16 protein-coding genes and 1 other RNA gene are annotated in these 16,105 nt (G+C 65.0%); 4 read left to right on the top strand and 13 right to left on the bottom strand.

Features of this window, described 5'->3' with window-relative positions; all coding sequences use genetic code 11:
• Positions 1-9: 9 nt before the first annotated feature.
• From mraY to rsmI, 8 genes are all read right to left on the bottom strand, one after another.
• Positions 10-1,092, bottom strand: coding sequence for a phospho-N-acetylmuramoyl-pentapeptide-transferase (mraY, locus tag BLT16_RS10810; RefSeq protein WP_089658529.1), 1,083 nt, complete (start codon positions 1,090-1,092; stop codon positions 10-12).
• 9 nt (positions 1,093-1,101) lie between these two features.
• Entirely contained in the window at positions 1,102-2,484 is a 1,383-nt protein-coding gene (locus BLT16_RS10805; protein WP_089658528.1) for a UDP-N-acetylmuramoyl-tripeptide--D-alanyl-D-alanine ligase, read from the bottom strand.
• Entirely contained in the window at positions 2,481-3,980 is a 1,500-nt protein-coding gene (locus BLT16_RS10800) for a UDP-N-acetylmuramoyl-L-alanyl-D-glutamate--2,6-diaminopimelate ligase (RefSeq protein ID WP_089658527.1), read from the bottom strand. The genes BLT16_RS10805 and BLT16_RS10800 overlap by 4 nt, the downstream gene beginning before the upstream one ends.
• A gap of 12 nt (positions 3,981-3,992) precedes the next feature.
• Complete coding sequence (locus BLT16_RS10795; protein ID WP_089658526.1) at positions 3,993-5,744, bottom strand: peptidoglycan D,D-transpeptidase FtsI family protein; 1,752 nt, start codon at positions 5,742-5,744, stop codon at positions 3,993-3,995.
• Positions 5,741-6,055, bottom strand: coding sequence for a cell division protein FtsL (gene ftsL / locus BLT16_RS10790; protein WP_089658525.1), 315 nt, complete (start codon positions 6,053-6,055; stop codon positions 5,741-5,743). Before ftsL ends, BLT16_RS10795 begins: the two co-directional genes overlap by 4 nt.
• A 9-nt stretch (positions 6,056-6,064) precedes the next feature.
• Positions 6,065-7,021, bottom strand: a complete 957-nt coding sequence (gene rsmH / locus BLT16_RS10785; protein WP_089658524.1) for a 16S rRNA (cytosine(1402)-N(4))-methyltransferase RsmH — start codon at positions 7,019-7,021, stop codon at positions 6,065-6,067.
• A 57-nt stretch (positions 7,022-7,078) separates the two neighbouring features.
• An RNA gene (gene rnpB, locus BLT16_RS10780) (RNase P RNA component class A) lies at positions 7,079-7,443 on the bottom strand.
• 304 nt (positions 7,444-7,747) lie between these two features.
• Positions 7,748-8,605, bottom strand: coding sequence for a 16S rRNA (cytidine(1402)-2'-O)-methyltransferase (gene rsmI / locus BLT16_RS10775; RefSeq protein WP_089658523.1), 858 nt, complete (start codon positions 8,603-8,605; stop codon positions 7,748-7,750).
• 40 nt (positions 8,606-8,645) lie between these two features.
• Between rsmI and BLT16_RS10770 the strand changes: the two genes are divergently transcribed.
• Genes BLT16_RS10770 through BLT16_RS10755 form a run of 4 tightly spaced genes read left to right on the top strand, consistent with a single transcriptional unit; the run spans position 8,646 to position 12,056 of the window.
• Positions 8,646-10,502 carry a penicillin-binding protein activator gene (locus BLT16_RS10770; protein ID WP_089658522.1) on the top strand — a complete coding sequence of 619 codons (1,857 nt, stop codon included), beginning with the start codon at positions 8,646-8,648 and terminating at the stop codon, positions 10,500-10,502.
• The gene (locus BLT16_RS10765) at positions 10,486-10,854 is read left to right on the top strand and encodes a YraN family protein (RefSeq protein ID WP_089658521.1); all 369 of its coding nucleotides are present in this window, start codon (positions 10,486-10,488) and stop codon (positions 10,852-10,854) included. The genes BLT16_RS10770 and BLT16_RS10765 overlap by 17 nt, the downstream gene beginning before the upstream one ends.
• A 21-nt stretch (positions 10,855-10,875) precedes the next feature.
• Positions 10,876-11,469, top strand: a complete 594-nt coding sequence (locus tag BLT16_RS10760; protein WP_089658520.1) for a phosphoheptose isomerase — start codon at positions 10,876-10,878, stop codon at positions 11,467-11,469.
• Between the two features lie 29 nt (positions 11,470-11,498).
• Entirely contained in the window at positions 11,499-12,056 is a 558-nt protein-coding gene (locus tag BLT16_RS10755; protein WP_089658519.1) for a BON domain-containing protein, read from the top strand.
• A 68-nt stretch (positions 12,057-12,124) separates the two neighbouring features.
• Here BLT16_RS10755 and BLT16_RS10750 read toward each other — a convergent pair whose 3' ends face one another.
• From BLT16_RS10750 to petA, 5 genes are all read right to left on the bottom strand, one after another.
• Positions 12,125-12,610 carry a ClpXP protease specificity-enhancing factor gene (locus BLT16_RS10750; RefSeq protein ID WP_089658518.1) on the bottom strand — a complete coding sequence of 162 codons (486 nt, stop codon included), beginning with the start codon at positions 12,608-12,610 and terminating at the stop codon, positions 12,125-12,127.
• 49 nt (positions 12,611-12,659) lie between these two features.
• Positions 12,660-13,286, bottom strand: coding sequence for a stringent starvation protein SspA (gene sspA, locus BLT16_RS10745; RefSeq protein WP_089658517.1), 627 nt, complete (start codon positions 13,284-13,286; stop codon positions 12,660-12,662).
• A gap of 171 nt (positions 13,287-13,457) precedes the next feature.
• Positions 13,458-14,225, bottom strand: coding sequence for a cytochrome c1 (locus BLT16_RS10740; protein ID WP_089658516.1), 768 nt, complete (start codon positions 14,223-14,225; stop codon positions 13,458-13,460).
• Complete coding sequence (locus BLT16_RS10735) at positions 14,225-15,484, bottom strand: cytochrome b (protein ID WP_089658515.1); 1,260 nt, start codon at positions 15,482-15,484, stop codon at positions 14,225-14,227. Before BLT16_RS10735 ends, BLT16_RS10740 begins: the two co-directional genes overlap by 1 nt.
• A complete protein-coding gene (gene petA, locus BLT16_RS10730) occupies positions 15,484-16,074 on the bottom strand; it encodes a ubiquinol-cytochrome c reductase iron-sulfur subunit (protein ID WP_089658514.1) in 591 nt (196 codons plus the stop codon). Before petA ends, BLT16_RS10735 begins: the two co-directional genes overlap by 1 nt.
• Positions 16,075-16,105 lie beyond the last annotated feature (31 nt).

Genomic DNA, 16,105 nt, shown 5'->3' with positions numbered 1-16,105 from the left:
TGAGCCACCTCAGCGCACCTTGAGGGTGGCCAGGCCGACCAGTACCAGCACCACGGTGATGATCCAGAAGCGCACGATGACCCGCGGCTCCGGCCAGCCCTTGAGTTCGAAGTGGTGGTGCAGCGGCGCCATGCGGAAGATCCGCCGCCCGGTCAGCTTGTAGGAGCCGACCTGCAGGATCACCGACACCGTCTCCATCACGAACACCCCGCCCATGATGAACAGCACGATTTCCTGGCGAACGATGACGGCCACTACCCCCAGCGCTGCCCCCAGCGCCAGCGCGCCGACATCGCCCATGAAGACTTGCGCCGGATAGGTGTTGAACCACAGGAACCCTAGCCCGGCACCGGCGATGGTGGCACAGAACACCGCCAGCTCGCCGGCACCGGGAATCATCGGAATCTGCAGGTAGTTGGCGAATACCGCATTGCCGCTGGCATAGGCAAACACCGCCAATCCCATGGCCACCAGCACGGTGGGCATGATCGCCAGGCCATCGAGGCCGTCGGTGAGATTGACCGCATTGGAGCTGCCGACGATCACCAAGTAGGTCAGCACGATGAAGAATACCCCCATCGGTACCACCACATCCTTGAACAGCGGTACTATCAGGCTGGTCTCTACCGGGCTGGCGGCAGTGGTATAGAGCAGCACCGCCGCGGCCAGGCCAATCACCGACTGCCAGAAATACTTCCAGCGCGCCGGGAGACCGCGAGGGTTCTTCTCTACCACCTTGCGGAAATCATCGACCCAGCCGATGGCGCCGAAGCCCAGGGTGACGCCCAGCACGATCCATACGTAATGATTGGCGAGATCACCCCACAGCAGGGTGCTCACGGCGATCGCCATCAGGATCATCGCCCCACCCATGGTCGGGGTGCCGGCCTTGGAGAGATGCGACTGAGGACCATCGTCGCGCACCGCCTGGCCGATCTGTCGCTCGACCAGCCGGCGGATCATCAGCGGCCCCAGCCACAGGCACAGCATCAGTGCGGTGATGGTCCCCAGAATCATGCGCAGGGTGAGATAGTTGAAGACGTTGAAGGCGCTCTGGAATTGCGCCAGAAAATTGGCCAGATAAAGCAGCATGTGTCGCGTTCACCTTGATGCATCAGCGCGCAGGGCGGCAATCACTCGTTCCATGCCGGCACTGCGCGAGCCCTTGACCAGCACGCTGGCCCCTGGCGGCAGATGGTTATGGGCATGGCGCACCAGCGCCTCCCAGTCGTCGAAATGGCAGCCGGCAGCGCCGCAGGCCGTCGCAGCCTCGCGCGCGGCGTCGCCGGTGGTACCGAGAAAATCGATCCCCTTCTCCTGCGCATAGCGCCCAACCTCGGCATGCAGCCGCGGGGACGCCTCTCCCAACTCGCCCATGACGCCCAGCAGGCACCAGCGGGGACCCGGCATGTCGGCCAGCGCATCAAGCGCGGCCTTCACCGCTCCGGGGTTGGCGTTATAGGTATCATCGATCAGCCGAGTGCCGCGCAGCCCTTCGACCACGGCCATGCGTCCGGGCATCGGCGACACCGCCGCGAGCCCGGCGACCACCGCAGCACCGTCGAGCCCCATGGCCAGCGCCGCCGCCGCTGCCGCCAGCGCGTTGGCCACGCTGTGGCGCCCCAGCAGCGCAAGCTGAACGCGACCCAGCTCGCGACCATCGAACGACAGCGTGAAAGCATAGCGCCCCAGCTCGTCGCAGGCCAGCGCCCCGGCACAGACGCGCGCCCGGGAATCCTCGAGACTGACGTCGATGACCTCGCGATCCGCGGCCAGCTGACGCCACAGCGGATAGAAGCGGTCGTCGCGATTGAGCACTGCCACGCCCTGAGGCGCCAAACCGGAGAGAATTTCGGCCTTGGCCTGGGCAATCTGCCCCATCCCCCCGAACTCGCCGACATGGGCACCGGTCACGTTGGTGATCACCACCACGTCGGGAAGCGCAAGCGCCGTGGTCCAGGCAATCTCGCCCAGGTGGTTGGCGCCGAGCTCGACCACCGCATGGCGGTGCTCACCGCGCAGCTCGAGCAGCGTCAGCGGCGCGCCGATGTCATTGTTGAGGTTGCCACGGGTAGCCAGCACTGGACCCTGTCGATCGAACAGTACGGCGAGCATCTCCTTGACCGATGTCTTGCCACTGTTGCCGGTAATCGCCGCCAGGCGCCCCGCGCCAGCCTGCCCCCAGGCGCGTCGCCGTGCCAGACCCAGCAGGCCCAGCGCGAGACGGGTATCCGCTACCACCAGCTGCGGCAGCGGGTCATCCACCCGCTGCTCGACCACCGCCGCCGCCGCCCCCGCGGCGCGCGCCTGGGCAATGAAATCGTGACCGTCGAAGCGCTCGCCGCGAAGCGCCACGAACAGCGCATCCACGCCCAGGGCGCGGCTATCGGTAGTAATGGTGTCGATCACACATCCGGCCTCGGCCGGCGTCGTCACGCCCAGCGCCGCCGCCACCTCGCCCAGCGTATTCAGGCCCAGGTTCATGGGCGCTCACTCCGTTTCGCCAGCGCCGCTTCGGCTTCGGTCAGATCATTGAAATCGTGCCGCACGCCGGCAATCTCCTGATAGGTCTCATGGCCCTTGCCGGCAATCAGCACGATATCCTCAGGCCCAGCCGCCGCCAGGGTATGCGCGATCGCTGCGCCGCGGCCGTCTATCTCCCAGACGCTATCGACGCTGGGTGCGCTGAGCCCGGCGCGAATCGCCGCACGAATCGCCGCAGGCGTCTCGCCGCGGGGATTATCATCAGTGATCACCACACGCCCGGCCAACGACTCGGCGACCCGCCCCATCAGCGACCGCTTGCCCGGGTCGCGATCGCCGCCGCAGCCAAACAGGCACCACAGGGTGGCCGTCTCGCCAAGGTGCTCGCGCAGCCCACGCAGGGCGTTGTCAAGGGCATCCGGGGTATGCGCATAGTCGATCACCACCCTCGGGCCGCCCGGCGCCGCAAGCCGCTGCATCCGACCGGGCACTGGCGCCAGGGACTCGGCCGCCGCCAGCAGCGCGTCGAGGTCTTCTCCCAGGCCGTAGAGGGTAGCAATCGCCAGCAGCACATTGTCGAGATTGAAGCGCCCCATCAAGCCCAGCGCCAGCACCCGCTCTCCGAGCGGGGTCGCGATCAGCGCGCGCTGGCCGTCGGCATGCGGCAGCCACTCGACCACCCGCAGCGTAGTGGCCTCGTCCTGACCGCAGGCCAGCACCCGTAACCGCTCCGACACGCCGGCCAGCATCAGCCGAGCCAGCGGGTCGTCGCCATTGACCACGGCAAGCTCGAGCTCGTCGCGCTTGAACAGCTGCGCCTTGGCCGCCGCATAGGCGGCCATGCTGGGGTGGTAGTCGAGGTGGTCGCGACTCAGGTTGGTGAACACCCCGGCAGTCACGCGGCAGCCCGCCAGCCGGCCCTGATCGAGGGCGTGGGACGAGACCTCCATGGCCACACGTACGACGCCCTGAGCAGCGAGCTCACCGAGTGCTGCCTGCAGCGCTAGTGGCCCGGGGGTGGTCTGGCCGCTATCGGCCAGGCGGTCGATGCGCCCGACGCCAAGGGTGCCGATCACGCCACAGGCCCGCCCCAGCGTTTCGCTCAGCGCGGCAATATAGTGGGTCACCGAACTCTTGCCGTTGGTGCCGGTGACACCGATCAATTCCAGGCTCTCCGGCACGCCAAACAGCTCACGCCCCAGCGCACCGAGCTGCGCCTTTAGGCCGGGCAGGCCCAGCACCCGCGGGTCCGGCGGCGGCGTGTCGCCATCGTCGAGGTGGTAGAGCACCGCGCCGACACCAGCCGCCAAAGCCGCGTCGACGAAATCGCGCCCATCGGCGCTCACGCCGGGCAACGCCACGAAGAGATCCCCCGCCGCCAGCCGGCGGCTGTCGAGTTCGAGGCGCACGTCGTCGCCGCGCGGAAGTTGCGAAACGGTGGCATCCGGCCAGCGGCTGCTAAGCGCATGCGACAGGCGTTGACGATCGACCTGCATCTGATGTCCTTGTCAGGGGGGAATGGGTTCGAGGGCTTGCTGGTCGACCTCGACCGGCTCACTGCGTTGATCCGGCGGCACGTCGAGCAGACGCAGCGCACTGCCGACCACCCGCGAGAAGACCGGTGCCGCCACCGCGCCGCCGTAGTACTCACCGGCCCGCGGGTGGTCAATCATCACCACCGTAACGATACGCGGATCGGAGACCGGCGCGATGCCGGCAAACACGCTGCGATAGGCATCCTCGGCGTAGCCGCCGGCGGCGGTCTTGCGCACCGTGCCGGTCTTGCCGGCGACCCGATAGCCGGGCACGGCAGCACGCCGCCCGCCGGTGGTGGGCTGTACCGACTCCTCCATGATACGCAGCAGATCGTAGGCCACTGCCGGGTCGATGGCCGGAGTGCTGGTCGGCGGCTCCTCCAGCTTCAACAGCGAGGGGGACAGCCGCTCGCCCTGATTGGCGATAGCGGTGTAGGCGCTGGCCAGCTGCAGCGTCGACACCGACATGCCATAGCCATAGGAGAGCGCCGCGCGTTGGCTACGCGACCAGCGCGTCGGTGCCGGAAGGGTTCCGGTGGATTCACCGGGGTAGCCGGTTTCGGGGCTCTGGCCCAGGCCCAGCTGGCGGTACTTGTCGGGCACTGCCGTCTCGTCGAGTTCGAGGACGATACGCGACATGCCGATGTTGGATGACTTCTCGAGGATCTCGGCGAGATCCAGCTCGCCATAGTTGCGAAAATCGCGAATCGTGAAACGGTCGATACGCATCCAGCCAGGCGAGGTATCGATCACCGTATCGCGGCGGTAATCGCCGCTCTCCAGCGCCGCGGCCATGGCCAGCGGCTTCATCACCGAGCCCGGCTCGAAGACGTCGACGATGGCTTGGTTGCGCAGCCCGCGCGGGTCGATGCCAGCGCGATTATTGGGGTTGTAAGAGGGCTGATTGGCCATCGCCAGCACCTCGCCGGTGCGCGCATCCATCATCACCAGGCTACCGCCATCGGCGCCGTGCTCGGTGACTGCCGCCTTGAGCTCGCGGTAGGCCATGTACTGCAAGCGCTGATCGATGGCCAGCGTGAGGTCGCCACCGGGGCGTGCCTCGCGCAGCAGCTGCAGGTCGCGCACCAGCCGCCCGCGGCGATCCTTGAGCACCCGCCGCTGCCCGGGGGTGCCAGCCAGATAGGGCTGGTAAGCCAACTCGAGCCCCTCCTGGCCCTGATCGTCGACATTGGTCACGCCGAGCAGTTGGGCGGCCACCTCCCCGGCCGGGTAATAGCGACGATACTCGTTCTGACCGTAAACCCCGGGCAGCCGCAGATCGAGCACCCGCTGGGCATCGTCAGGGGTCAGCATGCGCCGCAGGTACATGAACTCGCGTTCGCTGAAGCGCTCCAGCCGCTCGTTGAGCTGATCGAGGTTGATGCCCATGGCCTGGGCCAGCATCAGCCGCTGGATGTTGTCTTCCGGCAGTTCCTGGGGGTTGACCCACAGGCTTACCACCGGCGTGGAGATCGCCAGCGGTTCGCCGTTGCGGTCGGTAATCATGCCGCGGTGAGCGGGAATGGTATCGGTACGCAGGGTCCGAGCATCCCCCTGGCCCTGCAGGAAGGAGCGGTCGATGACATGCAGATTGACGATGCGCACCGCCAGCAGTCCCAGTCCGATCAGCACCAGCGCTACCATGAGGATGTAGCGTCCACTGCCCAGCGGATCGGTGGGCGGCGGCCGCCACCGCGTCACGGCATCTCGAGGGTCGGCTCTCATGGGCGAATGACCTCGACCTCATTGACATCGGGCAAGCGCATGTCAAGGCGCTCGATGGCTAGGCGCTCGATACGCGCCGGCGATGACCAGGCGCTCTCTTCGAGCAGCAGCTGGCCCCATTCGGTCTGCAGCTGATTCTGTTCTCGTTCGAGTTGCTGCAGCCGAGCATATTGCACACGGGTCAGGTGGCTCGATGCGATCACCGCCATGGCGCTAGCCAGTGTGGCCACCACCAAGCCGATCACGACCACCAGGCTCAGCCGTTGACGCCATCCTGACAGCACCGTGAACCGCTTGCGTCCCTGACTCATCGACTGCCCTTAGCTCCGCTTGCGCGCGGCACGCAGCACGGCACTGCGCGCCCGGGGATTGTCGTCGACCTCATCGGCACCGGCGCGGCGTGCCTTGCCCAGTGCTTCAAGGCGACGCTCGAGTTGATCATCGCGGATTGGCATGCCGCGAGGCAAATGGGTATCCCCGCGCACGTGGTCACGGATGAACCGCTTGACGCGACGGTCCTCCAGCGAGTGGAAACTGATGACCACCAGATGCCCCCCCGGCGCCAGCGCCTCTAGCGCCGCCGCCAGCGCGGCATCGAGCTGCTCGAGCTCACCATTGACCTGAATGCGCAGCGCCTGGAAGACCCGCGTGGCTGGGTGCTTGTGCTTCTCCCAGGCCGGGTGTGCCGCCTTCACCACCGCGGCGAGATCGGCGGTGCGGGTGAAAGGCTGCTCCGCGCGGCGGGCAATGATCGCCCGCGCCAGACGCTTGGCGTAGCGCTCCTCGCCGTAGGCCTTGAACACCCCGGCCATCTCGGCTTCGCCAGCACGCGCCAGGAACTGCGCCGCACTCTCGCCCTGACTGGGGTCCATACGCATGTCCAGCGGCCCGTCGCGCAGAAAACTGAAGCCGCGCTCAGGATCGTCAAGCTGCGGCGAGGAGACGCCGATATCGAGCAGGATGCCAGCCAGCTTACCATGCACCCCATGCGCGGCAGCGATATCGCCGAGGCGGGCGAACTCGCCACGCTCGATCATGAAGCGCGGATCGACGATATCGTCAGCGGCGGCCAGCGCGTCGGGGTCGCGGTCGATGGCCATCAGCCGTCCATTGGCATCGAGACGCTCGAGAATTGCCCGTGAGTGTCCGCCGCGGCCGAAAGTGCCGTCCAGGTAGATACCGTCGCGGGCATGCACCAGTGCATCCACCGCGCCGTCGAGCAACACGCTTGCGTGATGATAGGAGGGCGAGGCCGCGGCATTCTCGGGTGATGACATGAGTTTCTCGATGCGGGCACTGCGGGTGGCAGACAATCGCAGTCAGCGATGAAAATGGGAGGGAGTCAGCCGATAAGCCGGGTTCTGTCGTGGACAGCCATTCCTCTAGGCGCTGCGTTGCCACAGCGCTCAAGCAACCTACCCGGACCCAGCGCGGGCCACGCCATGGGGTCCCTATTTGGTCTTGCTCCGAGTGGGGTTTACCGTGCCACGCACTGTTACCAGGCGCGCGGTGCGCTCTTACCGCACCCTTTCACCCTTACCGGCCTCCCGAAGGAGACGTAGGCGGTCTACTCTCTGCTGCACTAGCCGTCGACTCGCGCCGCCCAGGCGTTACCTGGCACTCTGCCCTATGGAGCCCGGACTTTCCTCCCCCAGCCCGCTGCAAGCAGCGCGATGGCGGCGACTGTCTGGCCGACTCCCAAGCCGGGAAGAATAACAGCGCGCCAGCCCCCCCTCAAGCAACCGGTGGAGAAACTCGGGGCTATCGCAGAGAGGCGGCACCGCTCGGGACTGATCCGTCGACAGGCCTGCGAGGAGGCGCTGTAAACCCGTCCCTGGGCGCTACCTACGCCCTGCTGCGCTCTCGCGTCCTGCTCCGCTTGCAGGACCGGGGCTGGCCATCCATGGCCAGCCCGTTCGGAGCAGTGCTCCGAACCCATGGCGTAGAACCTCCTCTTCGACCTGTCCCCGGCGCCCCTCGCTGAAGGCAACCACGATCGTGACTCAGTCAGCATCCTTGAGTGCCTGGGCTCGCGCGTACCAGGCCTTCTTGGCGCCGCCCAGCACTCGCGTCGCCACTGCCGCCGCTTGCTTGACGCCGACGCCCTCTGCCAACAGCGCGGCGAGCAGCTGGTCGGCCTCCAGCGTGGCTTGCTCCGACTCATCGCGCGGCGGCGCCCCGGCGACCATCACCACGAACTCACCGCGGGCCTGGTCAGGATCCTCCTGCAGGCGCGCCAACAAAGCCTCCGCGCTGCCGTCGAGAAAGGTCTCGAAGGTCTTGGTCAACTCCCGCGCCAACACCACCCGGCGCTCGCCAAGCACCGTGGCAAGATCGTCGAGGGTGTCACGGATCCGGTGCGGCGATTCATAGCAGACCAGCGTCTCGTCACGCTCCGCCAGGGCCTCGAGCCGGGCGCGCCGAGAGGCGCCTTTGGCGGGCAGGAAGCCGATGAAAGTGAAGCGATCGGTGGGTAGCCCCGCTGCACTGAGCCCGGCCACCAGCGCACACGCCCCCGGCACCGGCACGATGCGATGACCGGCATCGCGCAGTTCGCGTACCAGCACGAAGCCCGGGTCGCAGATCAGCGGCGTACCGGCATCGCTGATCAACGCCACATCGTCACCAGCAGCCAGGCGTGCAGCCAGCTGCGATACCCGCGCCGCCTCATTGTGCTCATGCAACGACAACATCGGCCGCTCGAGGCCCAGATGTCGCAGCAGCCGGGCACTGTGGCGGGTGTCCTCGGCGGCGATCACCGCCACCTCGCCGAGCACCCGTGCCGCCCGCGGGGAAAGGTCGTCGAGATTCCCAATCGGCGTGGCGACCACGTACAATGCCCCATAAGCTGAGTCAGACATACCGGTACCTCCACAGGACCCAGACAAGGGAATAGGATTTATGGACAAATCGCCTCGCGGCCTGCTGTTTGCCGCCCTGCTGGCGCTGATGGTGGCAGGCTGTGCCGCGCCTATCGGCGTGGTCGACAGGATCACCGATCCTGAGCCCGAGACCCTGCTCGAGCGCGCCGTCGATCAGCCACCCGACGAGGCCGCCGCCACGCGCCTCGAGGCGGCCGACATCCTAGCACGGCGCGGCGATGAGGCGCAGGCTTTCGAGGTGGCCGAGAGCCTCGACGATAGCCTCCTGGATGATGCCCGGCGGGTGCAGTGGGCAGTACTGCTGTCCGGCCTGGCCTACGATTTCGAGGACGACTCCAGCGTGCTCCAGGCAGCCAGCATCCTTGATGAAGGGATCGCCATGGAGAACGACGACCGTAATGCGCTGCGCTATCGGCAGGGGCTGTCACTGGGACGGATCGGTGAGCCGCTGGCCTCGTCACGGGCGTTACTCCGCGTGCAGGCCGATACCGACAACCCGGTACTCAACGATGACATCTGGCGTCAGCTCACGCGCCTCAACCGCCAGGAACTGGCGACCCTCGGCGAGGACCCCGACCGGCTCACCGCCGGCTGGCTCGAGGTCATCGACCTGCAGCGCCAGAGCGGCGGCGACATCACCCGCTTTCTCGACCGCTTTGGCGACTGGCGCGAGCGCAACGCCAACCACCCTGCCGCACGCCGTCCGCCCAATGAGCTGACCGAGCTGCGCGAACTGCGCGACCAGGACGTGCGGCGCATCGCCGTGCTGCTGCCAGAGTCCGGCCCGCTGGCAGATGTCGCCGAGCAGATCCGCCGCGGCATCCGCGCCCGCCACATGGAGGCTGGCAACAATGGTCAATCAACACCGCAAATTACCTTCATCGACGCCACCAGCGGTGACCTCCAGGCACTCTACGCCGAGGCCAATATGGCCGGCGCCCAAGTGGTGATCGGGCCCCTCGACAAGGACCAGGTCACCGCGCTCGAGAATCGCGACAGCGTACCGCTGCCAACTCTGGCCCTGAACTACGGTTACGGTGAACGCAACAATGCCGAGAATCTCTTCCAGTACGGCCTCTCGGCGGAAGATGAAGCGCGCCAAGTAGCACGTCGCGCCTACCTCGACGGCCACCGCCGCAGTGCCGTGCTGGTCCCGGACAATGACTGGGGCGAGCGCGTCGGCACAGCCTTTCGTCGCGAGTGGGAGCGCCAGGGCGGCAGCGTCACCTCGGCGGTGCGCTACGACCCCGGCGGAGCAGTCGCTGGCGCCATTCGACCGCTGCTCAGCGTAAGCGGCGAACGCGCTCAACTCGGCAACGTCGATATGCTGTTCCTGCTGGCACTGCCAAGCTACGCCCGCCAGGTACCGCCGATGCTGGATTTCTACTACGCCAGCAACCTGCCGATCTACGCCACCTCGCACCTCTATGAAGGCCGGCCGCAACCCCGCATCGACCACGACCTGGATGATGTGCAGTTCCCCGATATTCCATGGCTGATTCCCCATGCCGCAGTCGGCGGCGAGAACGCGGTTCCCTTTTTTGGCAGCTTCATGGAACTGCGCGAAGACAACGATCCAGCCCTGTTCAAGCTCAACGCCATGGGCGTAGATGCCTACGAACTGGCACGTCGTCTGCCCCAACTGCAGGCCATATCCGGCAGCGAGGTGCAGGGTGCCACCGGCACCCTGCGCGCCGAGAGCGACGGTCGCATCTACCGCGAGCTGCCTTGGGCCACTTTCGTCAACGGCGTGCCGCAGCTACCGCTGGGCATGATCCATCGTGACGGGCTGCTTGGTGACGGCATGCCCCGGCTGCGTGACCCGGATGCCGACGCCGACAACGGCAGTGTCTTCGACGATGGCCGGGCCCGCTGACGCCCGCCAGCGCGGCGCGCAGATCGAGCGCGCCGTGGCCGACTGGCTGACACGGCGCGGCCTGCAGCTGGTGGCCAGCAACCAGCATGCCAAGGGCGGCGAACTCGACCTGGTCATGCGCGACGGCGATATTCTGGTGTTCGTCGAGGTCAAGCACCGCGCCGATTGCCGGCACGGCCATCCGCTCGAGTTCGTTACCCCCACCAAGCAGCGCCGCCTGATCAAGGCGGCGCGTTTTTATCTGCTACGCAACGGGCTATCATGTGCCTGCCGCTTCGATGTGGTGGCCGTGATAGGCCATGCCCCAAACCTCGACATCCAGTGGGTGCGAGGCGCCTTCGAAGCGTTCTGACCGACAAGGACCGAAGCCATCATGGATTTCCAGACACGCATACTCGGCCACTTCAACGCCAGCATCGACACCAAGACCTATGCCAGTGAGGTGCTACCACCCTTCATCGAGGTGGCAAGCCAGATGATGGTGCAGTGCCTGGTCAACGAGGGCAAGATCCTGGCGTGCGGCAACGGCGGCAGCGCCGGTGACAGCCAGCACTTCTCCTCCGAGCTGCTCAACCGTTTCGAACGCGAGCGCCCCAGCCTCCCCGCATTGGCATTGACCACCGACACCTCGACGCTGACCTCGATCGCCAACGACTACAGCTACAACGAGGTGTTCTCCAAGCAGATCCGTGCCCTCGGCCAGCCCGGCGACATCTTGCTGGCGATCTCCACCAGCGGCAACTCCGCCAACGTCATCCAGGCCATTCAAGCGGCCCATGACCGCGACATGACGGTGGTCGCCCTCACCGGTCGCGACGGCGGCAACATGGCCTCACTACTCGGCCAGGACGACTGTGAAATTCGTGTGCCAGCAACCTCCACCGCACGCATCCAGGAGGTCCACCTGCTGGCCATCCATTGCCTGTGCGATCTGATCGACGAGCAGCTGTTCGGCGGCAGCGAATAACCCTGAGACCCGAAAAGCGAGTGACACGCATGAAGAAAGGACTTGTGATATCCACCCTCATGGCGCTGAGCATCGCGCTCTCCGGCTGCGCCCAGATGTCCGCCGGCCCCGAAGACCACGGCTCCAGGACCTTCGGCAGCCAAGTCGAGGACCAGGGCATCGAGAGTCGCATCAAGGGCAACCTGTCGCGTGAAGACGCGCGCTTCAATGATGCCCGTGTCAACGTCGACAGCTACAACGGCATCGTCCTCCTGACCGGCCAGGTACCTAGCGAGGAGCTCAAGAACAAGGCACAGGACGTCGCCACCGCTACCCGCAATGTGCGCCGCGTCCACAACGAACTGGCAGTAGCCGCCAACGTGCCCCTCGCCCAGCGCACCACCGACACCTGGATCACCACCCGGGTACGCTCGACGCTGATCGCCGACGAACGCATCGATGCGCGACGCGTCCGCGCCATCACCGAGAACGCCAGCGTCTACCTGATGGGTATCGCCACCCGCGAGGAGGCCGATCGCATCGTCAATGCGGTCTCCGGCATCAACGGCGTGCAGCGCATCGTCAAGGCCTTCGAATATCTCGACTGATGTGTCGCAGGCAACGCAAAACGGCAGCCGATTGGCTGCCGTTTTGCGTCATGGGAAGGGGCATATGACTACTTGATCACACGCAGCGAGGGACGCCCCTTGGGCGGCGCGCCACTCTCCTCACCGGTCTCATCGTCCTGCTCGCCGCCGGGCGACTCAGCGTCGACGCTAGACAGCGATGGCGACGCCGCATCCTCCGACGCTGCCTCGTCGCTGGCGACTTCAGCCTCGAAACCGGGCATTACCGGCTCGTGACCGAACACCATACCGACGCCGTTTTCTCGCGCGTACAATGCGATCAGCGCCTGACTGGGCACCACCACCTGCATTGGCTGACCGCCAAAGCGTGCATTGAAGGTAATGGCCTCATTCTCCATCATCAGGTCGCGCACCGCAGTGGGCGCAACGTTGAGCACGATCTGGCCGTTCTGCACGAACTGCCGCGGTACCGCCACATCAGCGTGCTCGGCATCGACCACGATATACGGCGTCTGATCGTTATCCAGCAGCCACTGATAGAGGGCTCTGGCCAAGTAGGGTCGGCTCGACAGCATGTCTGCCTCCTGCAATGGGTACCGTCGGCGGTGGCCGACGACATGAATGTCAGGTGCGCATCTCGCGCTCGGTCTCGGACAGCGCAGCCTTGAAGGCATCGCGTTCAAACAGGCGCTCCATATAGCCAATCAGCGGCTTGACCTGCTTCTCCGGGAGCTCGATGCCGAGTGCCGGCAGACGCCACAGCAGCGGCGCCAGGCAGCAGTCGACCAGCGAGAATTCCTCACTCATGAAGAACGGCATATCTTCAAAGATCGGTGAGATACCGACCAGGCTCTCGCGAAGCTCCTTGCGCGCCTTGTCGGCGTCCTTCTTGCTACCGCCAACGATCTGTTCGACCAGCGGGCACCACTCGCGTTCGATACGATGCATCCATAACCGACTCTGCGCGCGCGCCACCGGATAGACCGGCAGCAGCGGCGGATGCGGGAAACGCTCGTCGAGGTACTCCATCATCACCTTGGACTCATACAGCACCAGATCGCGATCCACCAGCGTTGGTACGCTGTTGTAAGGATTGAGATCAGCGAGCTCTTCCGGCTGACTGCCGTCGGCGACTTCCAGAATGTCCACGGCCACGCCCTTTTCGGCCAGCACGATACGCACCCGATGGCTGAGGTGGTCGTCACTACCGGAATAGAACGTCATCGACGAACGCTTGGCCACTACACCCATGTAACAATCCTCGCATCAATTCGAAATCGCATGATAACACGCCGTGCAACCCCTCGGTGGCAGTGGCGCGTCAGCGCGATTGCCCCCACCGACCAAGCAGTGGGGGCTGGATAAACAGGGGGCGCATGACCCTGTTGGCCATACGCCCCAATAGCTTGCGCGGCTAACGACCTAGTGAACGTCGCGCCAATATTCACGCTTGAGCAGGTAGGCGATGACACCGAAGATGAAGATGAAGATCAACACCTTGGGCCCCAGCGCCTGCGCCTTCAGCTTGGACGGCTCGCCGACGTAGACCAGGAAGTTGGTCAGGTCATAGACCGCCTCCTCGAACTCGTCGGGCTCCAGCTTGCCCGGCTGGGTGACCTGCAGCACCTCACAGGATTGATACTTGCCAGACAGCGGGTCGAGTTCGGCGCCCTCGATGGGGCGATCGCTCTCGGCGCAGACCATCTCCTGCACGCCCTGCAACGGCTCCAGCACATTGGGCATGGCCGAGGCCTCGAGCACGATGTTGTTGACACCGAGCGGTTGGCTGGCATCGCGATAGAAGCCCAGCAGATAGGAGTAGATGTAGTCGGGCCCCTTAATGCGGTTGAACAACGTCAGGTCGGGCGGTGCCACACCGAACCAGCTTTCGCCATCATCCCCCTCCATGGCAATCCGCATCTGATCGTTGAAGGCCAGCGCCGACGAGAAGATCAGGTTCTCTTCGACCAGATCCTGAGGCATGCCCAGATCGGTTGCTGCCCGGGAAAAGCGCTGATGCTCCAGGGAGTGGCAGCCCATGCAGTAGTTGACGTAGAGCTGCATTCCCCGCTGCAGCGAGGCCTCGTCATTGATGTCCGGGGTCATCGAAAACGGCTGCTCGGGGAGCGGTGCCGCCATGGCCGTAAGCGGCACCAGCGCGAAGAGCAGTGCGAACAATTGCTTTTTCATTAGCCAGTCACCCTCTCCGGAACGGGTTTTGTGTTCTCCATCCTGGTGTAGAACGGCATTAGCAGGAAGAAGGCGAAATACAGAACAGTGCATAGCTGCGCCACGGCGGTACGGATCGGCGTAGCAGGAATCGCCCCCAGAATGCCCAGGATCACGAAGCTCAAGGCGAAAATAATGAGCATCGACTTCGACATCCACCCCTTGTAGCGCATCGAGCGTACCGGGCTACGATCGAGCCAGGGCAGCACGAAGAGCACCGCAATGGCACCGCCCATGAACACCACGCCGAGGAACTCAGCCTGAAGTGGACCGATATCGAAGGTGATCGCCCTCAGGATCGCGTAGAAGGGTGTGAAGTACCACACCGGCGCAATGTGATCCGGCGTCACCATGGGGTTGGCCGGTTCGAAGTTGGGCCGCTCCAAGAAGTAGCCGCCGCCTTCAGGGAAGTAGAAGACTACCGCCGCGAAAACGAACAGGAAGATCGCAATACCCACCAGATCCTTGACGGTGTAGTAGGGGTGGAACGGAATGCCGTCCAGGGGCTTGCCGCTCTCGTCCTTTTTCTCCTTGATATCAATGCCGTCGGGGTTGTTGGAACCGACCTCATGCAGGGCAATGATATGCAGCACCACCAGCGCCAGTATTACGATGGGCAGCGCCACTACGTGCAGCGCAAAGAAGCGGTTCAGGGTGATGCCCGAGATCAGGAAGTCACCGCGAATCCACTGCGCCAGATCAGGACCGACGAAAGGAATCGTGGCAAACAGTGAGATGATGACCTGGGCTCCCCAGTAGGACATCTGGCCCCAGGGCAGCAGATAGCCCATGAAGGCCTCGGCCATGAGCAGCAGGTAGATAGCCATGCCGAAGATCCACACCAGCTCGCGGGGTGCCTTGTAGGATCCGTAGAGCAGCGCGCGGAACATGTGTAGATAGATCACCACGAAGAACGCCGAGGCGCCGGTGGAGTGCAGATAACGGATCAGCCACCCCCACTCCACGTCGCGCATGATGTACTCGACGGACGCGAAGGCCCCCTCGCCGGAGGGGTTGTAACTCATGGTCAGCCATACCCCGGTAAGGATCTGGTTGACCAGCACCAGCAGCGCGAGCACGCCGAAGATATAGAAGAAGTTGAAGTTCTTCGGGGCGTAATACTTGGTCAGATGGTCCTGGATCATCTGGGTGGCGGGAAAACGGTCATCGACCCAGCGCATGAGCCCCTTTTCCGCCTTCGCCTTGTTCGGGTTAGCCATCAGGCACTCTCCTCATCTTCACCGACGATGATGTCGTCGCCTTCAAAGCGATAGGGCGGCACTTCGAGGTTGGTGGGCGCCGGCACGTTGCGGAATACGCGCCCCGCCAGGTCGAAGTAGGAACCGTGGCAGGGGCAGAAGAAGCCGCCTGGCCAGTCGTCCATGTCCACGGCGTCGGGTTCCGGGCGATACAGCGGCGAACAGCCAAGGTGCGTACAGATACCGATCAATACGCCGATCTCGGGCCGCGAGGAGCGCAGCGGGCCGGTGATATAGGCAGGCTGCTGGGGCCGCTCGGAGTCAGGGTCCGAGAAACGCCCAGGATCGCTATTTTCGGTGCGCTCGATCATCTCCTCAGTACGACTGATGATCCACACCGGACGCCCGCGCCACTCGACGGTGATGCGCTGGCCCGGCTCCAACTGGGATATGTCAGCCCGCACCGGCGCACCCGCCGCTCTTGCCCTGGCACTGGGCTGCCAGGAAGCCACAAAGGGGACCGCAACCCCGACAGCGCCCACCGCACCCACGACGGTAGTGGCACCCACGAGGAAACGGCGCCGCCCTCTGTTTACGCCGTTATCTGCCATCTTCTAGTTTCTCCCATCAACTTACCCGTTG

Source organism: Franzmannia pantelleriensis (assembly GCF_900102875.1).
Taxonomy (GTDB): Bacteria; Pseudomonadota; Gammaproteobacteria; order Pseudomonadales; family Halomonadaceae; genus Franzmannia; species Franzmannia pantelleriensis.
This window is presented reverse-complemented; position numbering and strand designations above follow the sequence as displayed.

Bases quoted from the DNA above. Each gene is read 5' to 3' on its own strand.
- BLT16_RS10765 (WP_089658521.1), top strand. From the start codon at position 10,486: ATGGCCGGGCCCGCTGACGCCCGCCAGCGCGGCGCGCAGATCGAGCGC.
- rsmH (WP_089658524.1), bottom strand. From the start codon at position 7,021: ATGTCATCACCCGAGAATGCCGCGGCCTCGCCCTCCTATCATCACGCA.
- BLT16_RS10750 (WP_089658518.1), bottom strand. From the start codon at position 12,610: ATGCTGTCGAGCCGACCCTACTTGGCCAGAGCCCTCTATCAGTGGCTG.
- BLT16_RS10740 (WP_089658516.1), bottom strand. From the start codon at position 14,225: ATGAAAAAGCAATTGTTCGCACTGCTCTTCGCGCTGGTGCCGCTTACG.
- ftsL (WP_089658525.1), bottom strand. From the start codon at position 6,055: ATGAGTCAGGGACGCAAGCGGTTCACGGTGCTGTCAGGATGGCGTCAA.
- BLT16_RS10805 (WP_089658528.1), bottom strand. From the start codon at position 2,484: ATGAACCTGGGCCTGAATACGCTGGGCGAGGTGGCGGCGGCGCTGGGC.
- petA (WP_089658514.1), bottom strand. From the start codon at position 16,074: ATGGCAGATAACGGCGTAAACAGAGGGCGGCGCCGTTTCCTCGTGGGT.
- BLT16_RS10735 (WP_089658515.1), bottom strand. From the start codon at position 15,484: ATGGCTAACCCGAACAAGGCGAAGGCGGAAAAGGGGCTCATGCGCTGG.
- sspA (WP_089658517.1), bottom strand. From the start codon at position 13,286: ATGGGTGTAGTGGCCAAGCGTTCGTCGATGACGTTCTATTCCGGTAGT.
- BLT16_RS10770 (WP_089658522.1), top strand. From the start codon at position 8,646: ATGGACAAATCGCCTCGCGGCCTGCTGTTTGCCGCCCTGCTGGCGCTG.
- BLT16_RS10755 (WP_089658519.1), top strand. From the start codon at position 11,499: ATGAAGAAAGGACTTGTGATATCCACCCTCATGGCGCTGAGCATCGCG.
- BLT16_RS10760 (WP_089658520.1), top strand. From the start codon at position 10,876: ATGGATTTCCAGACACGCATACTCGGCCACTTCAACGCCAGCATCGAC.
- mraY (WP_089658529.1), bottom strand. From the start codon at position 1,092: ATGCTGCTTTATCTGGCCAATTTTCTGGCGCAATTCCAGAGCGCCTTC.
- BLT16_RS10800 (WP_089658527.1), bottom strand. From the start codon at position 3,980: ATGCAGGTCGATCGTCAACGCCTGTCGCATGCGCTTAGCAGCCGCTGG.
- BLT16_RS10795 (WP_089658526.1), bottom strand. From the start codon at position 5,744: ATGAGAGCCGACCCTCGAGATGCCGTGACGCGGTGGCGGCCGCCGCCC.
- rsmI (WP_089658523.1), bottom strand. From the start codon at position 8,605: ATGTCTGACTCAGCTTATGGGGCATTGTACGTGGTCGCCACGCCGATT.